The organism is Leuconostoc falkenbergense, from assembly GCF_045801155.1.
GTDB classification, from domain to species: Bacteria; Bacillota; Bacilli; order Lactobacillales; family Lactobacillaceae; genus Leuconostoc; species Leuconostoc falkenbergense.
The window spans coordinates 614,476-635,615 of sequence record NZ_CP174386.1 but is presented as its reverse complement, the minus strand read 5'-3'; the positions used below and the strand labels follow the sequence as shown (position 1 = coordinate 635,615).

22 protein-coding genes and 1 other annotated feature (1 of these 23 running past the window's edge) are annotated in these 21,140 nt (G+C 38.7%); all 22 genes read right to left on the bottom strand.

Annotation, left to right across the window (positions count from 1 at the left end; all coding sequences use genetic code 11):
• Positions 1–103: 103 nt before the first annotated feature.
• The 22 genes from galU to ACI3ES_RS03045 all read right to left on the bottom strand — a co-directional run bounded on the left by galU (position 104) and on the right by ACI3ES_RS03045 (position 21,022).
• The gene (galU, locus tag ACI3ES_RS03150) at positions 104–979 is read right to left on the bottom strand and encodes a UTP--glucose-1-phosphate uridylyltransferase GalU (protein ID WP_114666504.1); all 876 of its coding nucleotides are present in this window, start codon (positions 977–979) and stop codon (positions 104–106) included.
• Positions 980–995: 16 nt separating this feature from the next.
• Positions 996–2,006, bottom strand: a complete 1,011-nt coding sequence (locus ACI3ES_RS03145) for an NAD(P)H-dependent glycerol-3-phosphate dehydrogenase (protein WP_114666503.1) — start codon at positions 2,004–2,006, stop codon at positions 996–998.
• The gene (gene hprK, locus ACI3ES_RS03140; RefSeq protein WP_004913291.1) at positions 1,999–2,964 is read right to left on the bottom strand and encodes an HPr(Ser) kinase/phosphatase; all 966 of its coding nucleotides are present in this window, start codon (positions 2,962–2,964) and stop codon (positions 1,999–2,001) included. The genes ACI3ES_RS03145 and hprK overlap by 8 nt, the downstream gene beginning before the upstream one ends.
• A gap of 1 nt (position 2,965) precedes the next feature.
• Complete coding sequence (locus tag ACI3ES_RS03135) at positions 2,966–3,322, bottom strand: phage holin family protein (RefSeq protein WP_114666502.1); 357 nt, start codon at positions 3,320–3,322, stop codon at positions 2,966–2,968.
• 118 nt (positions 3,323–3,440) lie between these two features.
• Positions 3,441–4,115, bottom strand: coding sequence for a phosphate signaling complex protein PhoU (gene phoU / locus ACI3ES_RS03130; protein WP_004913284.1), 675 nt, complete (start codon positions 4,113–4,115; stop codon positions 3,441–3,443).
• Positions 4,116–4,173: 58 nt separating this feature from the next.
• Positions 4,174–4,944 (bottom strand): phosphate ABC transporter ATP-binding protein PstB, encoded by a 771-nt coding sequence (pstB, locus tag ACI3ES_RS03125; RefSeq protein WP_004913281.1) that lies wholly within the window; start codon positions 4,942–4,944, stop codon positions 4,174–4,176.
• Positions 4,941–5,783, bottom strand: a complete 843-nt coding sequence (gene pstB / locus ACI3ES_RS03120; RefSeq protein WP_004913279.1) for a phosphate ABC transporter ATP-binding protein PstB — start codon at positions 5,781–5,783, stop codon at positions 4,941–4,943. Before pstB (ACI3ES_RS03120) ends, pstB (ACI3ES_RS03125) begins: the two co-directional genes overlap by 4 nt.
• A gap of 7 nt (positions 5,784–5,790) precedes the next feature.
• Entirely contained in the window at positions 5,791–6,675 is an 885-nt protein-coding gene (pstA, locus tag ACI3ES_RS03115) for a phosphate ABC transporter permease PstA (protein WP_004913276.1), read from the bottom strand.
• Entirely contained in the window at positions 6,675–7,598 is a 924-nt protein-coding gene (pstC, locus tag ACI3ES_RS03110; RefSeq protein WP_114666501.1) for a phosphate ABC transporter permease subunit PstC, read from the bottom strand. The genes pstA and pstC overlap by 1 nt, the downstream gene beginning before the upstream one ends.
• A gap of 53 nt (positions 7,599–7,651) precedes the next feature.
• Positions 7,652–8,533: a phosphate ABC transporter substrate-binding protein PstS family protein gene (locus tag ACI3ES_RS03105; protein WP_114666500.1), complete on the bottom strand. Its 882-nt coding sequence runs from the start codon at positions 8,531–8,533 to the stop codon at positions 7,652–7,654.
• Positions 8,534–8,730: 197 nt separating this feature from the next.
• Positions 8,731–10,071 (bottom strand): cell wall metabolism sensor histidine kinase WalK, encoded by a 1,341-nt coding sequence (locus ACI3ES_RS03100; protein ID WP_114666499.1) that lies wholly within the window; start codon positions 10,069–10,071, stop codon positions 8,731–8,733.
• Between the two features lie 96 nt (positions 10,072–10,167).
• A complete protein-coding gene (locus ACI3ES_RS03095; RefSeq protein ID WP_080519100.1) occupies positions 10,168–11,076 on the bottom strand; it encodes a phosphate ABC transporter substrate-binding protein in 909 nt (302 codons plus the stop codon).
• A gap of 180 nt (positions 11,077–11,256) precedes the next feature.
• On the bottom strand, positions 11,257–11,943 hold the full coding sequence (locus ACI3ES_RS03090) for a response regulator transcription factor (RefSeq protein ID WP_114666498.1): 687 nt from the start codon (positions 11,941–11,943) through the stop codon (positions 11,257–11,259).
• Between the two features lie 83 nt (positions 11,944–12,026).
• Positions 12,027–13,181 (bottom strand): recombinase RecA, encoded by a 1,155-nt coding sequence (recA, locus tag ACI3ES_RS03085; protein WP_114666497.1) that lies wholly within the window; start codon positions 13,179–13,181, stop codon positions 12,027–12,029.
• A 139-nt stretch (positions 13,182–13,320) separates the two neighbouring features.
• On the bottom strand, positions 13,321–13,902 hold the full coding sequence (pgsA, locus tag ACI3ES_RS03080; RefSeq protein WP_114666496.1) for a CDP-diacylglycerol--glycerol-3-phosphate 3-phosphatidyltransferase: 582 nt from the start codon (positions 13,900–13,902) through the stop codon (positions 13,321–13,323).
• Between the two features lie 11 nt (positions 13,903–13,913).
• On the bottom strand, positions 13,914–14,801 hold the full coding sequence (locus tag ACI3ES_RS03075) for a RodZ family helix-turn-helix domain-containing protein (protein WP_114666495.1): 888 nt from the start codon (positions 14,799–14,801) through the stop codon (positions 13,914–13,916).
• Positions 14,802–14,815: 14 nt separating this feature from the next.
• Complete coding sequence (gene yfmH, locus ACI3ES_RS03070; RefSeq protein WP_114666494.1) at positions 14,816–16,087, bottom strand: EF-P 5-aminopentanol modification-associated protein YfmH; 1,272 nt, start codon at positions 16,085–16,087, stop codon at positions 14,816–14,818.
• A gap of 1 nt (position 16,088) precedes the next feature.
• The gene (gene yfmF / locus ACI3ES_RS03065; RefSeq protein WP_114666493.1) at positions 16,089–17,351 is read right to left on the bottom strand and encodes an EF-P 5-aminopentanol modification-associated protein YfmF; all 1,263 of its coding nucleotides are present in this window, start codon (positions 17,349–17,351) and stop codon (positions 16,089–16,091) included.
• Entirely contained in the window at positions 17,348–18,802 is a 1,455-nt protein-coding gene (cls, locus tag ACI3ES_RS03060) for a cardiolipin synthase (protein WP_114666492.1), read from the bottom strand. Before cls ends, yfmF begins: the two co-directional genes overlap by 4 nt.
• Before the next feature lie 81 nt (positions 18,803–18,883).
• Positions 18,884–19,738, bottom strand: a complete 855-nt coding sequence (locus ACI3ES_RS03055; protein ID WP_114666491.1) for an amino acid ABC transporter substrate-binding protein — start codon at positions 19,736–19,738, stop codon at positions 18,884–18,886.
• Positions 19,738–20,376: an amino acid ABC transporter ATP-binding protein gene (locus ACI3ES_RS03050; protein ID WP_004914323.1), complete on the bottom strand. Its 639-nt coding sequence runs from the start codon at positions 20,374–20,376 to the stop codon at positions 19,738–19,740. Before ACI3ES_RS03050 ends, ACI3ES_RS03055 begins: the two co-directional genes overlap by 1 nt.
• A 4-nt stretch (positions 20,377–20,380) precedes the next feature.
• Positions 20,381–21,022 (bottom strand): amino acid ABC transporter permease, encoded by a 642-nt coding sequence (locus ACI3ES_RS03045; RefSeq protein ID WP_114666490.1) that lies wholly within the window; start codon positions 21,020–21,022, stop codon positions 20,381–20,383.
• Positions 21,023–21,106: 84 nt separating this feature from the next.
• Positions 21,107–21,140: a binding site (T-box leader), on the bottom strand (it continues 300 nt past the right edge of the window).

Here is a 21,140-nt window from a genome sequence, read left to right as displayed (position 1 = left end):
ACTATTGTACTCGTTATTATATGAAATGTCGAGGGCAAAACCTGTCATTAGATATTTTAATAATGAATATGAAAAAACGAGAACTAGTCTCGTTTTTTAGTGATTAAAGTTTAGCCGCTAACTCCTTGATGTAAGCGCGCAGTGCATCTTTAGTCTGTGGGTGTTTCAAGCCAAATTCAATATTTGTCTCTAAGAAACCAATCTTTGAGCCAATATCGTAACGACTACCCTTGAATTCATGAGCATATACATGTTGGCGATTATTCAAAGAATCAATTGCGTCTGTCAATTGAATTTCGTTGCCCTTACCAGGCTTTGTATTTTCCAATTCTTCAAAAATTTCTGGTGTTAGCAAGTAACGTCCAATAATAGCTAAATCTGAAGGTGATTCTTCTGGCTTTGGCTTTTCCACAAAACTCTTAACACGGTATAGACCGTCATCGTTAACTTGAGCCGCCGGATCGATCACACCATATTCAGATACTTGATCATGAGGCACCTTCATCACGGCCAAAGTTGATTCTCCAGTTTCTTCATAACGCTCAATCAACTGCTTTGTCAGTGGCACTTCATCTTGCATTAAATCATCACCCAGTAACACAACAAAAGGCTCGTCACCAATGAAAGCCTTGGCTGTCAATACAGCGTCACCTAGGCCTTTAGGATGTGATTGACGTATGAAATACATATTGATATCTGTTGTTTCTTCAACAACTTTCAGTAAAGCATCCTTACCCTTTTCGCGCAAATTATTTTCCAGTTCAGGATTTGAATCAAAATGATCTTCAATTGAACGCTTTGACTTACCGTCCACGATAACAATATCTTCAATGCCAGATTCAATTGCTTCTCTTACAATATATTCAATTGTTGGTGTGTCAACAATTGGTAGCATTTCTTTTGCTAATGCTTTTGTTGCAGGTAGAAAACGTGTACCTAACCCTGCTGCTGGAATAATTGCCTTACGTACTGGTTTCATAATTTTTCTCTTTTCTTTAATCTTCACTGCGCAAATTGCGTTGCATTAATTGCGCAATCGCACTTTGCAATGGTAGTTGTTCATATAACACTTGATAAATTGCTTTTGTAATAGGCATATCTACTTGATGTTGCACAGAAAACTCATAAACAGCTTTAGTCGTGCTAACACCCTCAATGACCATTCCCATAGCCTCTTCCACTTTAGCTAACGATTTACCAGAACCTAATTCTCGACCTGCTCGATAGTTTCTTGAATTTGGCGACATGCCTGTCACAATCAAATCGCCAATGCCAGCCAGCCCCAAAAAAGTTTCGGGTTTAGCACCCATTGCCTGGCCTAAAGCGCGCATTTCTACTAATCCACGTGTTAGCAATGCCGCTTGTGCATTAGCGCCATAGCCTAAGCCAATCAATGCGCCAGAGCCAATCGCGATAATATTTTTTAACGCAGAAGCTAATTCAGAACCTAATAAATCGTGGTTCGTATAAGGTCTAAAGACATCATTTGCAAAAATCGCTTGGATTAGTTCAGCAGCTTTAGGATCATCACTGGCAATTGAAACAGCTGTCAAATCATGTTTAATAACGTCTTCAGCGTGTGACGGACCTGACAGCATCGCCAAAGCAGTACGGTATTGTGCCGGTACTTCCTCAGCCAACATTTCTGAAATGCGTTTAAATGTCACAGGCTCTAAACCTTTTGTTGCATGTGCCAAAATAACACGATGATTTTGTTTTGCCAAGACATCTGCTAGTTGATGTGCGACTTCACGAACTGCTTTGGTTGGCACAACGCTGAGCACAACGTCAACGTCAGAAACGGCTAGTGCCATATTGTTAGTAGCAATCAAACGCTCATTTAATATTGCTTTTGGTAGATATTTTTGATTTGTATGCTGATTGCTTATTTCTCTGGCCTGATCAGCGTTATGTGTCCACAAACGCACTTCTTGATGATTTTCAGCAACAACATTAGCCAAAGCTGTTCCCCATGATCCGGCGCCCAATATGGCAATTTTAGTCATTTTTGTCACCTGCTGCATCAATTTTTTCGTTTTTCGCCATTTCAGCTGTCATACGTTGTTCTAATGTTTGTAACGCGTCAATGCCCATATTTGCGGTTCTAAATTTAACAGCAGCTGCATCAATTACACTAGCTGTGTTACGTCCTGGCGTCACTGGCACCACCATACGCTTGATTTGAACACCCATAATTTCTAATGAATCATTATCATTTCCTAATCGATCAAAATTGGCTTCACCAATTTTACCATTTGAAAGATGAATATTCAGAGCGATGGTAGCATGTGACCGAACAGATACGGCACCATAAACTTGTTGCACATCAATGATGCCTACGCCACGAACTTCCATCATGTTTCGTAAAACACCATTTGGTTCACCAATTAGGCGCTCTTCATCTTCTTGATAAATATCAACACGATCATCAGCCACCAACCTTGCTTTACCTTGTTGAATTAACTCAAGTGCAGATTCAGTTTTTCCTATACCGGCATCACCTGTAATCAATACACCAAGACCATGGACATCAATCAAAACACCGTGGACATTTTCTCGTGGGGCTAATTGTCCGCCAAGATAGTAAGTCATATTTGATAAAATACGAGATGATGTTAGCGTTGAAGTTAAAATCGGGATATGTGCTTCTTGTGCCGCTTGTTTCAACTCGTCACTAATCGGTAAACCAGTTGACACAACAAACGCTGGTGTTGTCGTATCAGCCATTCGTCGATACACCATCAACAATTCGTCATGATTCATACGTTCTGAAAAGGAAGTTTCTGTAATTCCTAACAACTGAACACGCTCTGGTGCGTAATAGTTGAAATAACCAGTCATTTCCAGTCCAGGACGTGAAATGTCCGCCGTCGTGATTTCTCTGTCAAGAAATTGCTCACCTGCAACAATTTTAAGACGCGTGTTAGCCACTAATTGTTCTACTGTTACTGAATTTTGTGCCATTTTAATTTCTTTCTACTTGCACATGCAAATCATTGGTTAAAATTGTGTTGATAATTGATAAGGTGAAAGCAATCAACATTGCCCAACCGAAACTGGTAAATTCGAATCCACCAACAACATCAGCCGTTATTTCAAGGAGGAACGCGTTAACAACGATGGCAAAAAAACCAAACGTTATAATAGTTAACGGTAACGTTAGAACTGTCAGAATTGGCTTAATGATAGCGTTTAGTATTGATAATACAAACGCTGCAAACAATGCCGAAACCCAATTATCAACTCGAAATCCAGAAGTGAATATCATTGATAAAACCAAAAAACTCAACATGTTTGTTGCTAATCGAACAATAAAGCGCATCGAAACCCCCGTAAGATTTTCTATGAAAACGGTTACTATATTGATACAATAACACTTTCACATAACAATTATACCAAATGTAGACTATAAAAAAAAGCGCCTTACAGACGCTTGACTGTTAAATAAAGAAATTGTAACCTGGATTCAATTCGATAATCTTACCAGTGCGCTTGTAGACAATCCATTCCGCAATATCGGTTGTGTAATCACCAATACGCTTCAAATAGCCAGCAATCACCAAATAATCAGCCGCTGAATCAACTAAATCAGCATTTTCTTTCATACCGTTTACTGAATCGGTTCTGACTTTAGCAGCACTTTGTGACAACTTATGGTTAGCTTCAGCTATTGATTCAGCGCCAAGGGCGTCATTTTTAACATAGTATTCCATAACCTGAGAAACCATGTTAGCTACCATTTCACCTATAACACCAAGTTCTTGCTCAATGCTAGCAATATGCTTTGTCCCTTTAACACGAATAGTTGAGTTAGCAATATTGCGCGCCTGATCTCCCATTCGTTCCAAAACTGAAACAGCCTTTAAAATTGTGACAATTTCACGCAAATCTGTGGTCACAGGTTGATATAGTGCAATCATCTCAAACGTTTTCTTTTCAATGGCAGCTTCTCGTTCATTGATTTGATGATCATTTTCTAAAATTTGACGCGCACCCTCGCGGTCATGATCCACAAATGACTGAACAGCTTTTTGAATAGTTTGAGACACTAGCATACCCATTTCAGTAAATGAGCTATCTAAATCTGCTAATTCTTCATCAAATAATCGACGCATAACAAACTCCTCCATGACTTTGTGTAATGTGGTCTTGCAATATGACTTTTGGTTTCAACTAACCAAAACGTCCAGAAACATAATCTTGTGTTTCTTGCTTTTGGGGATTAAGAAAAATGTGCTTCGTCTGATCAACTTCAATCAGATCACCACTCAAGAAGAAAGCGGTACGATCAGAAATTCTTGAAGCTTGTGACATTGAATGTGTCACAATAATCATGGCATAATCTTCTCTTAATTTCAACAATGTCTCCTCGATATTACGACTCGAAATGGGATCAAGTGCTGAAGTGGGTTCATCAAGTAAAAGCAAATCTGGTGACATTGCCAATACACGCGCAATTGAGACACGCTGCTGTTGACCACCGGATAAGCCTAATGCTGATTTGTGCAAGTCATCTTTAACTTCATCCCAAACTGAAGCTTGCTTTAGTGAACGTTCCACTGCTTCATCCAATATCGCTTTATCTTTAACACCATCTAAACGCAATCCAAAAATAACGTTTTCATAGATTGAAAATGGAAATGGATTTGGTTGCTGGAAAACCATACCAATTTGCTTACGCAAATCAACTGTATCAGTCGTTGGTGCATATATATCAGTACCATTAAAATTAAATGAACCTGTTACAGTCACACCATCTTCCAAATCGTGCATCCGATTTAATGCGCGTAAATATGTGGTTTTTCCTGAACCAGAAGGACCAATTAGAGCTGTGATACCCTTGTTTGGAAAGTCCAAGTCAATACCATGCAAGGCTTCTTTTTGACCATACCAAAGACGAACATCACGTGTCGATAAAATTGTTTTTTCTTGTTTGTCTGTCATCCGAAATTACCTGATATATAATCATTTGTCAAAGCGACTTTAGGTCTTGTAAATATTTTACGCGTCAAATCATACTCAATGACCTTACCTAAATGGAAGAAAGCCGTGTAATCACTAATACGGGCAGCCTGTTGCATGTTATGTGTCACAATGATGATTGTGTATTGATTCTTTAATTCAATCAGCGTGTCTTCGACCTGAGCTGAAGAAATTGGATCCAATGCACTTGAAGGTTCATCCAACAAAAGAATATCGGGTTTCAGTGCCAAAGCACGTGCAATAACTAATCTTTGTGCCTGCCCACCGGACAAAGCTAAAGCTGATTTATTTAATTCATCTTTAACCTGATCCCACAATGCTGCTTGTTTTAAACTGGTTTCAACTATTTCGTCCAACTGTTCTTTTGTGTAGTTGCCGCGCTGCGTTAACGCAAAAGTAATGTTGTCATAGATTGATTTTGCAAACGGATTAGGCCGTTGAAAAACCATGCCAATATGGCGGCGCATCTCATAAACATCAATATTCTTAGTGTTAATGTCAACACCACGATACATAATTTGACCATTAACGGTGGCAACATCATCATTCATACGGTTCAAAGATCTTAAAAATGTTGATTTACCAGAACCAGATGCACCAATAAGGCTGGTAATCTTATAACGCTCAAATTCCAAATCACCTTCGCTCAGAGCAAGATTATCCCCGTAAAACACTTGCAAATCATGCGTAGAAATCGCAATTTCATGCTTGTCAGCGTCCATATTATAGATATAACGTTCAGGAGCGTCTTCTCTAATAAAATCGCTGGCAGGTTTAAATTCAAAGTTAGGATTTGTCATAGTCGCCTCACGAACTAGTTAATTTCTTATACAACTTCATACCTAATTTACGAGCACTAAAGTTGAACAGTAATACAACAATAATTAATACTGCTGATGCACCAGCAGATACAGCGTTGACATCGGGCATAATGCCTTCAGAATTAATTTTCCAAATATGAACCGCTAAAGTTTCTGCTGGGCGCATTGGGTTCAAGGGACTGGAAATATTAAACGGATTCCAATCACCAAAGTTCAAAGCTGGTGCAGATTGTCCAGCTGTGTAGATTAGTGCGGCAGCTTCACCAAACACACGCCCGGCTGACAAAACAACTCCTGTTACAATTGAAGGCACAGCCGCGGGTAAAATCACGTGTAAGACTGTTTCCCAACGTGATAATCCCAATGCAGATCCTGCTTCACGTTGTAAATCTGGAATTTGCGCCAAACTCGTCTCAATCGAACGTGTCAGCAATGGTAAGTTGAACAAAGTTAGCGCAATGGCACCAGACAAAATCGAAAATCCTAATTTAAATTGAACAACAAACAACAGGAATCCAAACAAACCAACAACAACAGATGGTAATGAACTTAGAATTTCAATTGCCGTGCGGACAATCGCTGTAAAATAATTTTTCTTAGCATATTCATTTAAGTAAATTGCTGCACCCAATGCGATTGGGAAGCTAATTACCATAGCCAAAATCAATAAATAAAATGAGTTGAAGAGTTGTACCCCAACACCGCCACCCGCCTCAAAAGCTCGGGCAGGTGAGGTTAGAAAGTGCCATGAAAGATGTGGTACACCTCTTACAAGGATAAACGACAGCATCGCAAACAAAATTAATGCGACAATACCAGAAATGGCGTAAATAAAACCAGTAGCTATCTTATCAGCAGTTTTTGCTTTCATTACTTCATCGCTCCTCTACGTCCAATTGCACGCACAATTAAGTTAAATACCAATGACATGATTAACAAAATCATTGCCAACGTCCATAATACATCATTCTGTAATGATCCCATGACAGTATTACCAATTCCCATCGTCAAGACAGAAGTTAATGTTGAGGCAGGAGTCGTCAAACTATGTGGCATCAACGCTGCGTTTCCAATGACCATTTGGACCGCCAAAGCTTCACCGAACGCTCGAGCCATTCCAAACACAATTGCTGTTAGGATACCAGGTGTTGCGGCGCGCAAAACAACCTTGTAAATCATTTGCCAACGCGTAGCACCAATTGCTAGAGCAGACTCGCGATAATGGCGTGGCACAGATTTTAATGTGTCGACGGTCATCGAAGTAATAGTGGGCAAAATCATAACGAAAAGTACAATTGTACCTGATAAAATACCAAATCCTGAACCGCCAGCAATTGTTCTTATAACTGGTACAACAACTGTTAAACCAATAAACCCATAAACAACTGATGGAATACCAACCAACAATTCGACAATAGGTTGCATAATTTTGGCGCCGCGCTTTTGTGCAATTTCAGTCATGAACAAAGCAGTACCAATTGCAAATGGTGTTGCGACAATGGCAGCCAAGAATGTTACTAAAAACGAGCCCAAAATCATTGGCAAAGCGCCAATATAAGGCTTTTTTGTTGCGGGATCAGTTACAGAAGGATTCCATGTTGTGCCAAATAAGAAATCTTTCACATTGACACCATCTTTATAAAAAGTTGACAAGCCACGACTCAAAACAAAAACGAAAATTGAAACAACAACGATTGCAATCAAGATCAATGCTGTCATGCTGATTGCACGACCAATAGTATCTTTTCGAGTTGATTCAGAGCGTTGCATTAGTTTTTTTGTGATATTATCCATGTTTTCTCCACGGTGAGTGTTGTTGCGCCAATTAGCGTCAACAACGAACACGTTTATTTTTCAACCACTTGACCATTAACACTACGACTAATTTTCATGTCATGAATTGAAATATAGCCCAACTTTGGCACTAAAGTAGATTGAATTTTTGTTGATGTGAGATACTTTAAAAATTTACCAACTTGAGCATTGGGTCTCCCCTTAGTGTAAACATGCTCATATGACCAAATGGCGTATTTGCCAGTGGCAACATTTTGATTATTAGGTTTTATGCCGTTAACACTAGCAGCCACAACAGACGAGTCGATGTAACCAAAAGCAGCATAAGAAATTGCGCCTGGCGTTGTCGCCACAATTGAGCGTACCATACCTGATGAGTCTTGCTCCTGAGCTGAAATACTTTCAGCACCATCTAAGGCCCATTTTTCAAAAGTCGCCCTTGTACCAGAACCAGTTGCACGATTGATAATGACAATGTCAAGGTTTTTACCACCCACTTCTTGCCAGTTCGTTATTTTACCTGTAAAAATAGCTTTTAATTGCGCTGTGGATAGGTTTTTAACACCGTTGTCTTTATTTAACAAAGGTGCAATACCCACAACAGCAACTCGATGATCTACTAACTGACTGGCTTTAATGCCTTCTTTTTCTTCAGCAAACACATCTGAATTGCCTAAATCTACGGCGCCTTGTGAAACTTGGCTGAGCCCTGTTCCCGTACCGCCACCTTGAACGTTAATAAATGTACCAAGATTTTCTTTAGCATATTCTTCGCCCGCCGCTTCAACCAATGGTTGAAGTGCAGTTGATCCAACAGCCGTGATTGAAGTGCCAGATGCGCTTTTGTCACGTGTGGCATAGGCCGTTCCAAGTGCTGCAACAATAGCCACGACAACGATTGAAGATATAACCGCGCCGCGATGTGATTTCGACATGTTAATGCCTCCCAAGATTTACTACTACGTTTTAATTATCTTAAACTTGTGTAAAAATCAGAACGCCTTTTTGTAAAGTTTGTGTAAAGAAAATCGAATTATTGAGGCTGTTTGTTCCCTTTTTCGGATTACCGTCGCTATTTATGCTTCCTATAATTTTTTAGATACAAAAAAAGAAGATTTTCACGATATCTTCTTTACAAAGGCAATGTCAATGTAATACTCGTACCAACACCTACTTGGGATTTGACTTGCAGACGACCATTATGTTTTGTCACAATTTCATTAACAATTGCTAATCCTAAACCGGTTCCACTAGCAATTTTACGTTGTCTAGACTCATCTCCTCGGTAAAATCGTTCAAAAATACGTGATTGTTGACTCAAAGGAATACCAATGCCTGAATCGCGAACATTCAAAGACCACTGTGAGTTATCTTTTTTAGCCGAAACCCATACTTCGCCATTTTCAACATTGTACTTGACGGCATTGGTCAATAAATTTTGAATAATCGTTGTTGCATCCTCTGCAACACCGACAACTTCAAACTGATCCTCCACATCATTGTGAATTGTGACACGTTGACTATTAATTTTTTGAATCTGCTGATTGACGATTTCAGACACTTTAATAATTGAAACTTCCCCATCTGCTTTATGTTTAAGACGCGACAGCGACAAAATATCATTTACTAAATCAGAGAGGCGTTGTGACTCATTTGCTACGATGGTCAAAAATTGAGCACGTGTTTTTGGATCGTCACCCGCGGGTCCTTGTAATGTTTCAACAAATCCTGTAATCGCAGTCAACGGTGTTTTAAATTCATGCGAGGCATTGGCCAAAAAGTCAGCCTGCATGCGCTCAATTTGCAAAACACTCGTCAAATCGTAAAGCATAATCATGACTTCACCCTCAGCGCCAGATTGATGATATAGTGTGCTAGCATCGTATTGCCGCGTTTCACCATTGATTGTTAGGTTTAGAATTGATTGTTGCTTTGATTGTGTATTAAAAGTTTGGCTAATTAACTCAGACAATGTAAATTGACGAATTATCAAATTTTCTGAAATGGGTAATTTTGGTAAAGAAACCCCCAACAGATCAGCAGCTTTTTGATTAAAAACATCAATCGTATGATGTCGATCAACATTTATCACGCCAACAGGTAAACTAGTGAGTAACGTCTGGTAGTTGCCAACATCACGTTTATTATCATATTGAGAGTGCCGAACATACGTCTGTAATGCATTAAAAGATTGCAGTAAATCGTAATAAGGTGATTCAGGTGATGCTAATACCCCCCTCGGTGTCTCGCCAGCCAACGTGTCTTCCATCCGCTTCTTCATGACAGCTAGTTCAGTTGCATCACTCATTTCCCACAGTTGAGAAAGCCAAGCTTCAATAATTGAAATCAAAATCACGATAAAAATTAAGGCTGTTAAAGTCTGCCTTGTCAATGACACAATTTGAGTTAAGGAGATCAGTAAAATCAAGTTTAAACCCAAAATAATAATGAATTTTTCAAATTTATTTTTCATACGTTTATCATATCATCTTCGTTACAAAAATCAGCACTAATTTGATTAACAAAAAAAACAGGTATTACCCTGTTTTGAATAACTGCTATCATTTAATTATTTGTCAGTGACTTTTCCACTTGAATCACGTGTTACTTTCATATCTGTCAAACCAATATAACCCAACTTTGGCACAATCGTCTTTTGAACTGATTTTGTTGAGAAGTAATCCAAGAATGCCTTAGTGGCACCAGTTGCCTTACCCTTTGTATACATGTGTTCATATGCCCAGATTGGCCATGAATTGTCTTCAACATTAGCTTTACTTGGCTTAACGTTATCCAAGTTAAGCGCCTTGATACCATCAGCATCTAGGTAGGCAAAAGCTAGATATGAAATAGCACCGGGTGTAGTTTTAACAATTTTTTGAACAGTACCATTTGAATCTTGCTCAGTTGCTTGCACTGCATTTTGACCATCTAAGATATTTTTCTCAAATACAGCACGAGTACCTGACCCTGTTGCACGGTTAATCACAACAATCTTTTCATCTTTTCCGCCAACGTCTTTCCAGTTAGTTATTTTACCGGTGAAAATCTCACGTAATTGCGTCTTAGAAATGTTGCTAATTTGGACATCGCTATTGACAACAGGTGCAATACCCACAACAGCAACCTTGTGATCAACTAATTTGCTAGCGTCAACGCCTTCTTTTTCTTCAGCGAAAACATCGGAATTACCAATTTGCGCTGACCCATCAGATACTTGGCTAAGACCAGCACCTGAACCACCACCTTGAACTGTTACTGTAACATCTGGGTTTTTATCTTGGAATGAGGAAGCAACTTGTTCTGCCAATGGCTGCAAAGCAGTTGATCCCAAAGATAGCACTTTACCACTAACCTTCGTCGATGACGTTGATGATGATTTACTGTCACTTGACTTGTTATTAGCAGAGGTATACAACGCAATCCCTGCCGCAATGACAACGATTCCTCCGATAATACCTGCAACTTTTTTGTTCATGATGTACTTCTCCCTTTGGATTATGTAATGAAACAAGGTCGTAGTAGAGGCTCTTGGGGGCCGCTCCTTGTTTACAAGTTATATAATACGGTGTTATTGTTATGAATCACGACCCATTTTCGTCGTGTTTCTGTAAATAATTGTAAAGAAAGGTTTACACAAAAAAACGGCCTTTGGCCGTCAATTAATCATTGTATAGCCAAATCCGCGAACCGTTTTCAATATTTCTGGTGATTTGGGATTTGTTTCTATTTTTTCGCGTAAATTACTAATGTGCATATCAACCATGCGACTTTCACCGGTATACTCATAACCCCAAACTGCAGTCAAAATAGTTTCTCGATCAATCACACGGCCCAATCGTTGGGCGAAATACAATAATAAATCATATTCACGTGGCGTCAATGCAACACTCTGACCAGCCTTAGTAACAATCTTTTTACCATCGTTGATATTCAAATCTTGAATCGTAATCACTGTTTCTTCTGACTGAACTATGGGTGTTTGTGAGCGACGTAAAACCGCTTTTAATCTGGCAATCACTTCTCTCGGGCTAAAAGGCTTGGTAATATAATCATCTGCTCCAAGCTCCAAACCAAAGACACGGTCAAATTCGTCTCCTTTAGCTGTCACTAAAATTACCGGTGTTGTGATTTTATCCTGACGAATTTGTTTTAAAACCGTCATGCCATCTATGTTTGGTAACATCAAATCTAGTAAAATTGCATCAAATTGTTCTGATTTTGCTAATTGATAAGCTGAGTTACCATCTCCTGCTGTTGTAACCTCGTACCCGTTTTGTTCCAAATTATATTGTAACAGCGTTGAAATTGCTACTTCATCATCGACAACCAATATTTTAGTCATGTTAATCTCCAAGGAATCTATTATCTGCATTGTAACAAAAAAAAGAAAAACGCCCTAGCGTTTTTCCGAAATGTTTACATAACTTATACAATTGGTTCATCTGTTAGATCATCATCAATGCCCAAATCCAAGTCTGCAGTTTGACTAACCGCACCATCCTTTTCTTCAGGCACATCTGAGGTTGTAGAAACATTGTCGCCATCATTATTAATACCGTACGCTTGCCGAACCTTAACATAAAGTTCTTGTCTCAAATCAGCGTGATCAGGATCATCAAGGTAATCCTTAGCTTTTTCTCGACCTTGACCAATTCGTTCGCCCTCATATGCATACCAAGCACCAGCTTTATCAACAATATCCTGATCAACTGCTAAGTCTAAAATTTCACCAGTCTGTGAAATTCCCTTACCATACATAATATCTACTTCTGCTACCTTAAACGGCGGCGCAACCTTATTTTTTACAACTTTAACTTTCGTTAAATTACCAGTCACATCAGTACCATCTTTAATTTGTGTCGAGCGACGAACCTCTAGACGAACCGTTGAATAAAACTTGAGTGCGCGACCACCAGGTGTCGTTTCAGGGTTACCAAACATTACCCCGACCTTTTCTCTAATTTGGTTAATAAATATAGCAATGGTCCCTGTACGATTTAGCGTACCAGCAAGTTTTCTTAATGCCTGACTCATTAAACGTGCCTGAAGACCGACGTGTGCGTCACCCATTTCACCTTCAATTTCGGCTCTAGGGACTAGCGCAGCAACAGAATCAATCACAATCATATCAACCGCACCAGATTGAACTAATGCATCAGCAATTTCTAGACCTTGTTCACCCGTGTCAGGCTGAGAAAGCAATAGCTCATCTTTTTTAACGCCTAAAGCCTCTGCATACTTGACATCCAAGGCATTTTCAGCGTCAATATACGCTGCTGTGCCTCCCTGCTTTTGCACCTCAGCAACAGCATGTAGCGCAATCGTCGTTTTTCCAGAAGATTCTGGTCCATAAACCTCAATAATACGACCCTTAGGATATCCACCAACTCCCAACGCGATATCTAACTTAACAGATCCGGAAGGAATTGTTTCCACTTGCGTCAGCGCATTGTCTCCTAAAGTCATCACTGAGCCCTTACCAAAATTTTTTTCAATTTTTTTTAGCGCTTCATTTAATGCAGCCTGACGGCCATCCTTTTTAGCTTTGTCATCTTTTTTTGTCGTCTTTTTTGTTACCATGCGGCAAACTCCTTTTATCTTACTTGATTAGTGTAACTGTTTCTAGAATCAAAAGCAAGTCTTTTTCGAACATTTGTTCGTTATCTTTTGTTCATACTTTGTTATACGAAAAAAGCGCTTCAAGCGCTTTGAAAACGTACTATAAACCATCTGAGAAAACAACTCTATTTTGCCAAAAGTAGTCTAATCCAGAATATATCGTAAATATTACCGCTACCCACAATAAGATGTCTCCAATTGGAAAGCCAATTGTGGCAAACGGTGCATTGTGAATATACAAAAAGAAAATAGCAAACATTTGAGAAAATGTTTTTATTTTGCCGGGCATTTGCGCTGCCAACACTTGACCATTATTTTCAACAATTAATGTCCTTAAACCAGTAATAGCCAGTTCGCGAATCACAATAACTGCTGTCATCCATGCCGGTACAACGCCAAAGCTGGTTAGAAAAATCAATGCTGTCATTACCAACAGTTTGTCCGCCAACGGATCTGCAAACTTGCCAAAATTGGTTACTAAGTGCTGACTGCGTGCAATTTTGCCATCTAGAAAATCCGTGATTGCAGCAATTGCAAATACAATTGCTGCAATTAACCATGTGGTGGGCACTGTAGTACCCGCCAATTTCACATTTCCCCAATCCAACGGCAATGTTAATAACAAGATAAAAATTGGAATTAAAATAATACGAAAAACTGTTAATTTATTAGGTAAATTCATGAAAAATCCTTCTATTTATTTAGATTAAATAAAACATTCCAAAAGGCAGTAGTAGCACCATCCACTGGCACAGTTTCACCGTCCACAGTTAAAGTTGCGTTGCTAACATTAGTAAATTGTACATTGAAAGAAGTTGTACCAGATGGAATCTCTACTGTTTTATCATTACCAGCCGAAACTGTCTCATTTAATAATATATTGCTATTGCCATCACTAACCTTAACAGTTGTTCCGGTACTCTGTGCCTTAATCACAACAGTATGCTTTTTTGTGCTCTCGTTAGACAAATTAAAAATGGTTGTTTGTAGACTTGTATTTGTTTCGGGAGAGCTTAAATCCAACTTTTTCTTGCTGGAAGAGGAAGCAGAGGACGAAGAACTTGATTTTTTTGATGATGTAGCATTTGACGAAGATTTCGGTACAGCCGAAGACGAAACTGAAACATTCCCACTATCACTATTTTGTGATGTACTAGTACCAACATGAGTCAAAACAAACCAAATCACTGCCAATGCAATCACAATCAACAAACCAATCCAGATTGTCGGCATAAAATTGGACAGTCTTGACTTGGCCGTCATTGTATGATCAATACCAGCGCGCATAATACCATCATCATCTTGGTGCGCGCGACTCAAATCACTACTACGTGAAATCGACACTGGTGGTTTTTCTCCCAAAACCTCATCTGGGTGTAAACCAACAGCTAAAGCATATTGACGAATAAAAGCACGCACATAAAAATCACCCGGTAGAACGCTGAGATTATTTTCCTCAATCGCAACCAAATAACGACGTTGAATCTTGGTGATATTCTGAATATCATCCAATGATAAATTTTTAGATTGGCGAGCAGCTTTTAATTGTTCACCAATTTGATTTGTTAATGTTTCACTCATAAATGTCCTAAAACCTATTTTTGCAACACAAAACGTTGCAGTACAGCACCCTGAAAAATTATATCGGCTGTTACAAGAATGTCATCAAATGTTAAATCTTGTAACAACTCTATCTTATCAAAAAGATTAGCCCCAGACAAGGCATCATCTCCTCGAAGTGCAATGTTTTCAAGTGAATTTAGACGTTGTATACCTTCACCAATGGTTGCTCGTTTAAGTTGTTCAAAATTATGGGCTTGATTTTTCAACGCGCTGCGATATTGATTAATTTGCGTTTGAATTGCCTTTTCTAACGCCTGATAAGCTGTCGTTTCCGCAAAGATACTAATAAATTGATATTCACGTATTAAATCAAAAGATGTGTCAAATTCTGAATCAATAATACCTTTATTATACAACTTTTGATACCAATCCGTCTGCTCACCAAAGAGTAAATCCAACATTAGATCAACCGCTAAAGTACGTTTAGTGACGATTGTACCACGCAACGGCTTGCCATTAATGCGAATACCAAACGCAACCTTGGGCCGTGAAATATTAAACTGACGTGTATCAGACAGATTAACCGCTGGTTGAAGATTTGGCGTCAAGCGTGTGACTGATGAAGAGTTGCCTGAAAAAAGCTGTTGTGTTTGACTAATTGTTTCTAAAACTTCAAGCTTATCAAAATGGCCAATTACTTGCAGTGTGAGTTGGCTCGGTTGATAAAAGGCATGGTGAATATCATACAGTAATTCTGGTGTAATCGTCGCAATAGATTGCTGTGTGCCGGCTATATCATGCGCCATTGGCGATTCTGGATACATCATAGACAAAATGCCCATATAAACGGCCCAATTCGGATCATCTTCGTACATTTGAATTTCTTGCCCGATAATACCCTGTTCCTTTGCAACAGTTTTATCGCTAAAATAAGGTGTCTGGACAAATTGCAAAAGATGCCGGAGTGCGGGTACAACATGTTGCGTCGTAGAAAATAAATAGCTGGTTTGATATGCATTTGTAAAGGCATTAGCGTCAGCACCTAATTGACCAAAACGTGTAAACGCATCTTCATTTTCTTTTTCAAAAAGTTTATGCTCCAAAAAATGAGCAGTTCCAGCTGGAATTTTTTTGGGTGAACCTTGCCCTACTTGATATTTTTCATCGAGTGATCCATAGTCGGTCGTCAAAACAGCAAACGTCTTATGATAATCCGGTTTTTCCACCATTACCACTTTTAAACCATCCGGCATAGTCTCGGTTAATACTTTTTCTTTTAGTTGTTTGTAATACTTTTCTAGCATGCTATTCCTTAGGCAACAATATGAATCTGCTTTGTATCTGAAGCTTTTGTGCTACAAGCGCAATGTCATTTGACTTAACCGCTTGTACTTGCTTAATCCATTCAACTTCACTGGTCTCGCTACCAGTCAACAAACGTGAGAAAGCGATTTCTATTTGGCTATTAGGTGAATCTTGCTGACTAAGATAATCATTTATCAAACTTTTTTTAATTGAGGCTACCACTTTCTCGTCAAAATCACCGTTTTGGATAGCCAAAATTTCTTGATGAATCATTTTCTCTGTTTGTGCCACCTTGTCAGCATCCAATCCAGCTGCAATTAATAAAAAACCAGTGTCGTACTGCCATTTTGAATAAATGCTGTATGCTAATGAGGCCTTTTCACGTACATTCATAAATAATTTCGACAAAGGCGAACCCCCTAGCAAAGCATTCATCACCATAGCAGCAAATCTTTGCTTATCCAACGGTGGCACATTCAGATGCATCGCTAATGTCAACATTGCTTGGTTAATGTCTTGAAGATGTTTTTCTTTTTCGACAGTGGCTGGGCGTAACGCCTGACGATAAAATGGTTGTAAAAACGGTAGCCTTCTCGCTGGGACTGACCAGCCGCTGACTAGTGAAGCGACTTCACTATCGTTGACATCACCTAAAACAACAATATTTACAAGATCATTAGTGATCATATTCTTGTAAGCAGTATACACTGACTCAGATGTCAAATTTTTAACCAAATCAATATCACCCGCCGATGACGATTGCAAATTTGGCACATCATACGTGATATTACGTAATTGGCTGATTGCATAACGTGATTTGTCATCACTAATGCTTTCTAATTCATTAATTAGACTTTGCTTTTCCTTTGCAAAGACGTCATCATCAAACTTTTGCTCACTCACAAGTGGATCAAACATCATATCTTTTAAGAAATCAAACGCACTGACTAACAAATTGCTACCATCACTGACATAATCAGGAGCTGGTAATTGCATCGTCACTCGCAAATGATGTGTTTGACCAAAGCGATACACATCGGTTTGATATTGCGCCCCGTATAAATCAATTGTTTTTTGCGCCACGTCTTGTTGTGTGGGGTATCGTCGCGCACTGACTGCCATAAGGTAAGACAAAAGCGATCTAGCACTGATATTAGATGTTAATGCAGGCGCCACAAAATCAACAGCAATATGTAATGTTTTAAATTGTGTGGTAGGTAAAATAACTAAATTTACCCCTGAATTGATTCTATATTTTTTCATAGTATTGGTGAGAATAGTCGACTAAACTTTTGCTTGAATTTCATCCAGACAGATTGTTGCTCAAAATAATCAGCTGTCAAAAGTGTCGATTCCTCAATATCCTTTAAAAAGAGTTCCTCTAATTGAACCGCAAATTCTGGATCATAAATGAATGCATTAGCTTCAAAATTAAGTGAAAACGAACGAATATCCATGTTAGCAGACCCCACTGTGGCCACCTCATTATCAATCATCACCACTTTGCTATGAAGAAATCCACCATCATAACGATAAACCGTCGCCCCCAAGTCAATTAATTCTTTTGCATAATACTGAGTTGCCCGATAAACTAACGGATGATCCGGCATACTTGGAATCATCAGGCAAACCTCAACGCCTGACAAAATAGCAATTTCCAATGTTTCTAGAACTGGTGAATCAGGAATAAAGTAAGGCGTTTGGATCATAATTTTTTTGCGTGCAGAAGCAAACATTCGCATAAATCCTTGCTTAATTTGTTTCATATCATTGTCAGGTCCACTTGAAACAATCTGAATCATAGACTTGCCCGGTAATGAAAAATTTTCAGGAAAGTATGCTGTCGTTTGTGTCAATATTTCTTTCCCTTCAGCTGTGGCATTCCAATCCATTAAAAAGCGACTTTGTAGTGATAACACCGCATCACCAGAAATTCTAGTATGTGTGTCACGCCAATTGCCAAACTTTTTGAATTTTCCTAAATATTGATCCCCAACATTGAAACCACCAATATAGCCAATTTTGCCATCTATAATTGCAATTTTTCTGTGATTTCGAAAATTAAAACGCAAAGTCAGAACTTGAAAACGACGCATCAAAAAGGGTACAGCTACACCGCCAGCAGCCCGTAAACGTTTGTACATATCGACGTGTTGCCCATGAGAACCAAACTGATCAAAAATGACTCTCACTTCAACGCCTTCACTGGCCTTTTGGGTTAACAAATCAATTAACTGGTTACCTATGGTATCATCATAGATCGTAAAGTATTCTAAATGAATATGTTCCTTTGCCACACGTATATCGTCAAATAAAGCTTCAAACTTACTCTCACCATCGGTGAATATCGTAATCTTGTTACCACGTGTTAGTACAGATTTGTCAGAAGTCAAAAATAGACCCAATAGCTCACTTGCACTTTCAGGAATAGGTAATAATGTTTCGATATCAGCCAATTGATGACGTTGGTTAATCGCAATTTGTTCAAGACCTCGCTGCTCTTGTGTCCTTAAACGAAAAATTTTTTTGCTAGAGATACGACTGCCCGCCAAGAAAAAAATAGCAAATCCAATTACTGGTAGAAAAAGCAACACTAACATCCATGCCCAAATCGTCGCAATATCTCGCTTTTGGCGAAAAACGGTAATAAATGCCACGACCGTATTGACGACTAAGGTTAAAATTATAATTATCCAAAATGAATCTCTAAGCATATCTCCCCCATTAAACTGGTTTAGGCATAATCATATTTTAACACAAAAAAAGGCGCCAATTGGGCGCCTTCATGATTTTAACTACTTTCCAAACCACTTCGTACTTAACTTCTGTAAACGACCATCCTTTTCAAAAATGGCTAATTCTTTATTGACAGCCTTTCGAAGCGACTTGTCTGATTTTCGGAATCCGACACCTGTGTGGTCAGTTGGAAAATCGCCAACGGTCACCGTATAATCATTAGGATTAGACTGATGTGCCACATAATAACGCGCATAGTCTTCGTCAATCAAAAGACCATCAATCCGTCCAGCGTTCAAATCATTGAATGCTTTGTCAAATGTGTCATAACCTACAACAGTATTATCCTTGACATACTGTTTTAATACCTTTGGATATTTATTAAATCCTTCATCACCACTTGACGCAGTCTGATCACCCAAAACCTTGTCTTTCATATCAGCAAAACTGTTAATATTATTTTTTTTCAACGTTACCAAAACTTGTGTTGCCTTGTGATATGGTGTGGAAAATGCCACTTGTTTCTTTCTAGCGGCCGTAATAGTATAACCGTTCCAGATTGCGTCAATGTTGCCAGTGTTCAATTCTGTTTCCTTCATTGACCAGTCGATTGGCTGCCATTTAACTTTTATGCCCATACTTTTGAAAACAGCATTTGCCAGATCAACATCAAATCCAACTAGTTTACCATTTTTATCACGAAAACCCATAGGTACAAACGTATCATCTAAACCAATTGTAATTTGCTTAGATTTTTTGATTCTTGACCACTCGTCGGTCTGTATGGTCGTTTGATTATCACTCGTCTTCGTTTGAGTTGGTCGTGATAACGCGAGCCCCGCCCATATAAGAATGGCAAAAAATACTAGTCCAACAATACTATTGACAATAATTTTCTTTTTCAGACTTGGCATTAACGTACCACCTCCTTAGCAAAATCAAAAATACGATCAGAAACTATCTCTGCAAAAAATTGATCATGGGTAATAATAACTTGTGTTACACCACGAGATTTTAATGTTTTCACAACTTCGGCAACCTGTTTAGTGGAAGATTCATCCAGACCACTTGTTGGCTCATCGTAAGCCAATATTTTAGGGCTCATGGCTAATGCCCTCGCAATTGCCACACGTTGCTTTTGACCACCTGAGAGTTGATATGGATATAAATCAGCTTTGTCCGCCATACCCAGTGACTCTAGAAGTGATAGCGCTTGTTCTTTAGCTTTTTCAGCTGGCACTTTATTGACATTAATAGGTGCCAAAGTAATGTTATCCATTACTGTAAAATTAGGAAACAGATTAAAATCTTGAAAAATGAGTCCAATATTAGCATCTGAACGTTCACCGTCTATACTAATTGCTTCATTGTTAATGGTAATTTCACCACTATTGGCAGGTTCTAATCCCGCCATTATTTTAATCAAAGTTGTCTTACCAATACCAGATGGCCCAACAATACTGAGAACTTCACCCTCTTTTACTGTCAGATTTAGGTTTTTGAAAATGACATTTTGGTCATACATTTTGGTCAAATTTTTAATGGTTAACATTGGGTTACCTCCAAGTATTGAGTACTTTTTCACTACGACGTAATAGCAACGTCACGATTGCAGTCATTAATAAATAAATCAAACCAACTAACAGGTATGGCATTAATGTCACATCACGACTTGCAGCAATATTTCCGGCCCGAAGCATATCACCTAGACCAATAACATAAACAAGTGACGTATCTTTAACTAAATTAATCACTTCATTACCAAATGACGGTACTACAATTTTGATTACTTGTGGCAAAATGATTTTGAAAAATGTCTGAAATTTGTTAAATCCTAACACTTTAGCAGCATCATATTGTCCAACGGGTATCGCCTGTAACCCGCCACGGAATATTTCAGCCAAGTACGCTGCATAATTAATAATGAAAGCAATTATAGCTGCCTCAAAGCGAGGAAATGTCACACCAATCATGCCTAGCCCATAGTAGATAAAAATCAACTGAAGCAATAATGGTGTCCCACGCATAATCCAAATATAACCATTAATCAACCATCTAATAGTGAAATATGGTGACTTCAATCCCAAAGATACAATGATTCCCAGCGGTACTGATCCAATAATAGTGAAAAAGAAAATCCCCAATGTCATTTTCAAACCTGATAACAAACTCGGTAATATTGTTGCTAAATAACTCATGCCCTGTACTCCTTTTGAAAAATTAATTATAATTTTGATATATCATAAAACGAAAAGCGCCCCCTTACAACGATTTCATCATTGTAAGAGGACGCTAATGCGTGGTGCCACCCCAAAT

Coding starts and splice junctions, on each gene's coding strand:
- yfmF (WP_114666493.1), bottom strand. CDS start 17,351: ATGAAAAAATATAGAATCAATTCAGGGGTAAATTTAGTTATTTTACCT.
- ACI3ES_RS03145 (WP_114666503.1), bottom strand. CDS start 2,006: ATGACTAAAATTGCCATATTGGGCGCCGGATCATGGGGAACAGCTTTG.
- ACI3ES_RS03045 (WP_114666490.1), bottom strand. CDS start 21,022: ATGAGTTATTTAGCAACAATATTACCGAGTTTGTTATCAGGTTTGAAA.
- pgsA (WP_114666496.1), bottom strand. CDS start 13,902: ATGAATTTACCTAATAAATTAACAGTTTTTCGTATTATTTTAATTCCA.
- ACI3ES_RS03135 (WP_114666502.1), bottom strand. CDS start 3,322: ATGCGCTTTATTGTTCGATTAGCAACAAACATGTTGAGTTTTTTGGTT.
- pstC (WP_114666501.1), bottom strand. CDS start 7,598: ATGGATAATATCACAAAAAAACTAATGCAACGCTCTGAATCAACTCGA.
- yfmH (WP_114666494.1), bottom strand. CDS start 16,087: ATGCTAGAAAAGTATTACAAACAACTAAAAGAAAAAGTATTAACCGAG.
- phoU (WP_004913284.1), bottom strand. CDS start 4,115: ATGCGTCGATTATTTGATGAAGAATTAGCAGATTTAGATAGCTCATTT.
- ACI3ES_RS03095 (WP_080519100.1), bottom strand. CDS start 11,076: ATGAACAAAAAAGTTGCAGGTATTATCGGAGGAATCGTTGTCATTGCG.
- ACI3ES_RS03055 (WP_114666491.1), bottom strand. CDS start 19,738: ATGCCAAGTCTGAAAAAGAAAATTATTGTCAATAGTATTGTTGGACTA.
- ACI3ES_RS03105 (WP_114666500.1), bottom strand. CDS start 8,533: ATGTCGAAATCACATCGCGGCGCGGTTATATCTTCAATCGTTGTCGTG.
- galU (WP_114666504.1), bottom strand. CDS start 979: ATGAAACCAGTACGTAAGGCAATTATTCCAGCAGCAGGGTTAGGTACA.
- pstB (WP_004913281.1), bottom strand. CDS start 4,944: ATGACAGACAAACAAGAAAAAACAATTTTATCGACACGTGATGTTCGT.
- ACI3ES_RS03075 (WP_114666495.1), bottom strand. CDS start 14,801: ATGAGTGAAACATTAACAAATCAAATTGGTGAACAATTAAAAGCTGCT.
- hprK (WP_004913291.1), bottom strand. CDS start 2,964: ATGGCACAAAATTCAGTAACAGTAGAACAATTAGTGGCTAACACGCGT.
- recA (WP_114666497.1), bottom strand. CDS start 13,181: ATGGTAACAAAAAAGACGACAAAAAAAGATGACAAAGCTAAAAAGGAT.
- cls (WP_114666492.1), bottom strand. CDS start 18,802: ATGCTTAGAGATTCATTTTGGATAATTATAATTTTAACCTTAGTCGTC.
- ACI3ES_RS03050 (WP_004914323.1), bottom strand. CDS start 20,376: ATGTTAACCATTAAAAATTTGACCAAAATGTATGACCAAAATGTCATT.
- pstB (WP_004913279.1), bottom strand. CDS start 5,783: ATGACAAATCCTAACTTTGAATTTAAACCTGCCAGCGATTTTATTAGA.
- ACI3ES_RS03100 (WP_114666499.1), bottom strand. CDS start 10,071: ATGAAAAATAAATTTGAAAAATTCATTATTATTTTGGGTTTAAACTTG.
- ACI3ES_RS03090 (WP_114666498.1), bottom strand. CDS start 11,943: ATGACTAAAATATTGGTTGTCGATGATGAAGTAGCAATTTCAACGCTG.
- pstA (WP_004913276.1), bottom strand. CDS start 6,675: ATGAAAGCAAAAACTGCTGATAAGATAGCTACTGGTTTTATTTACGCC.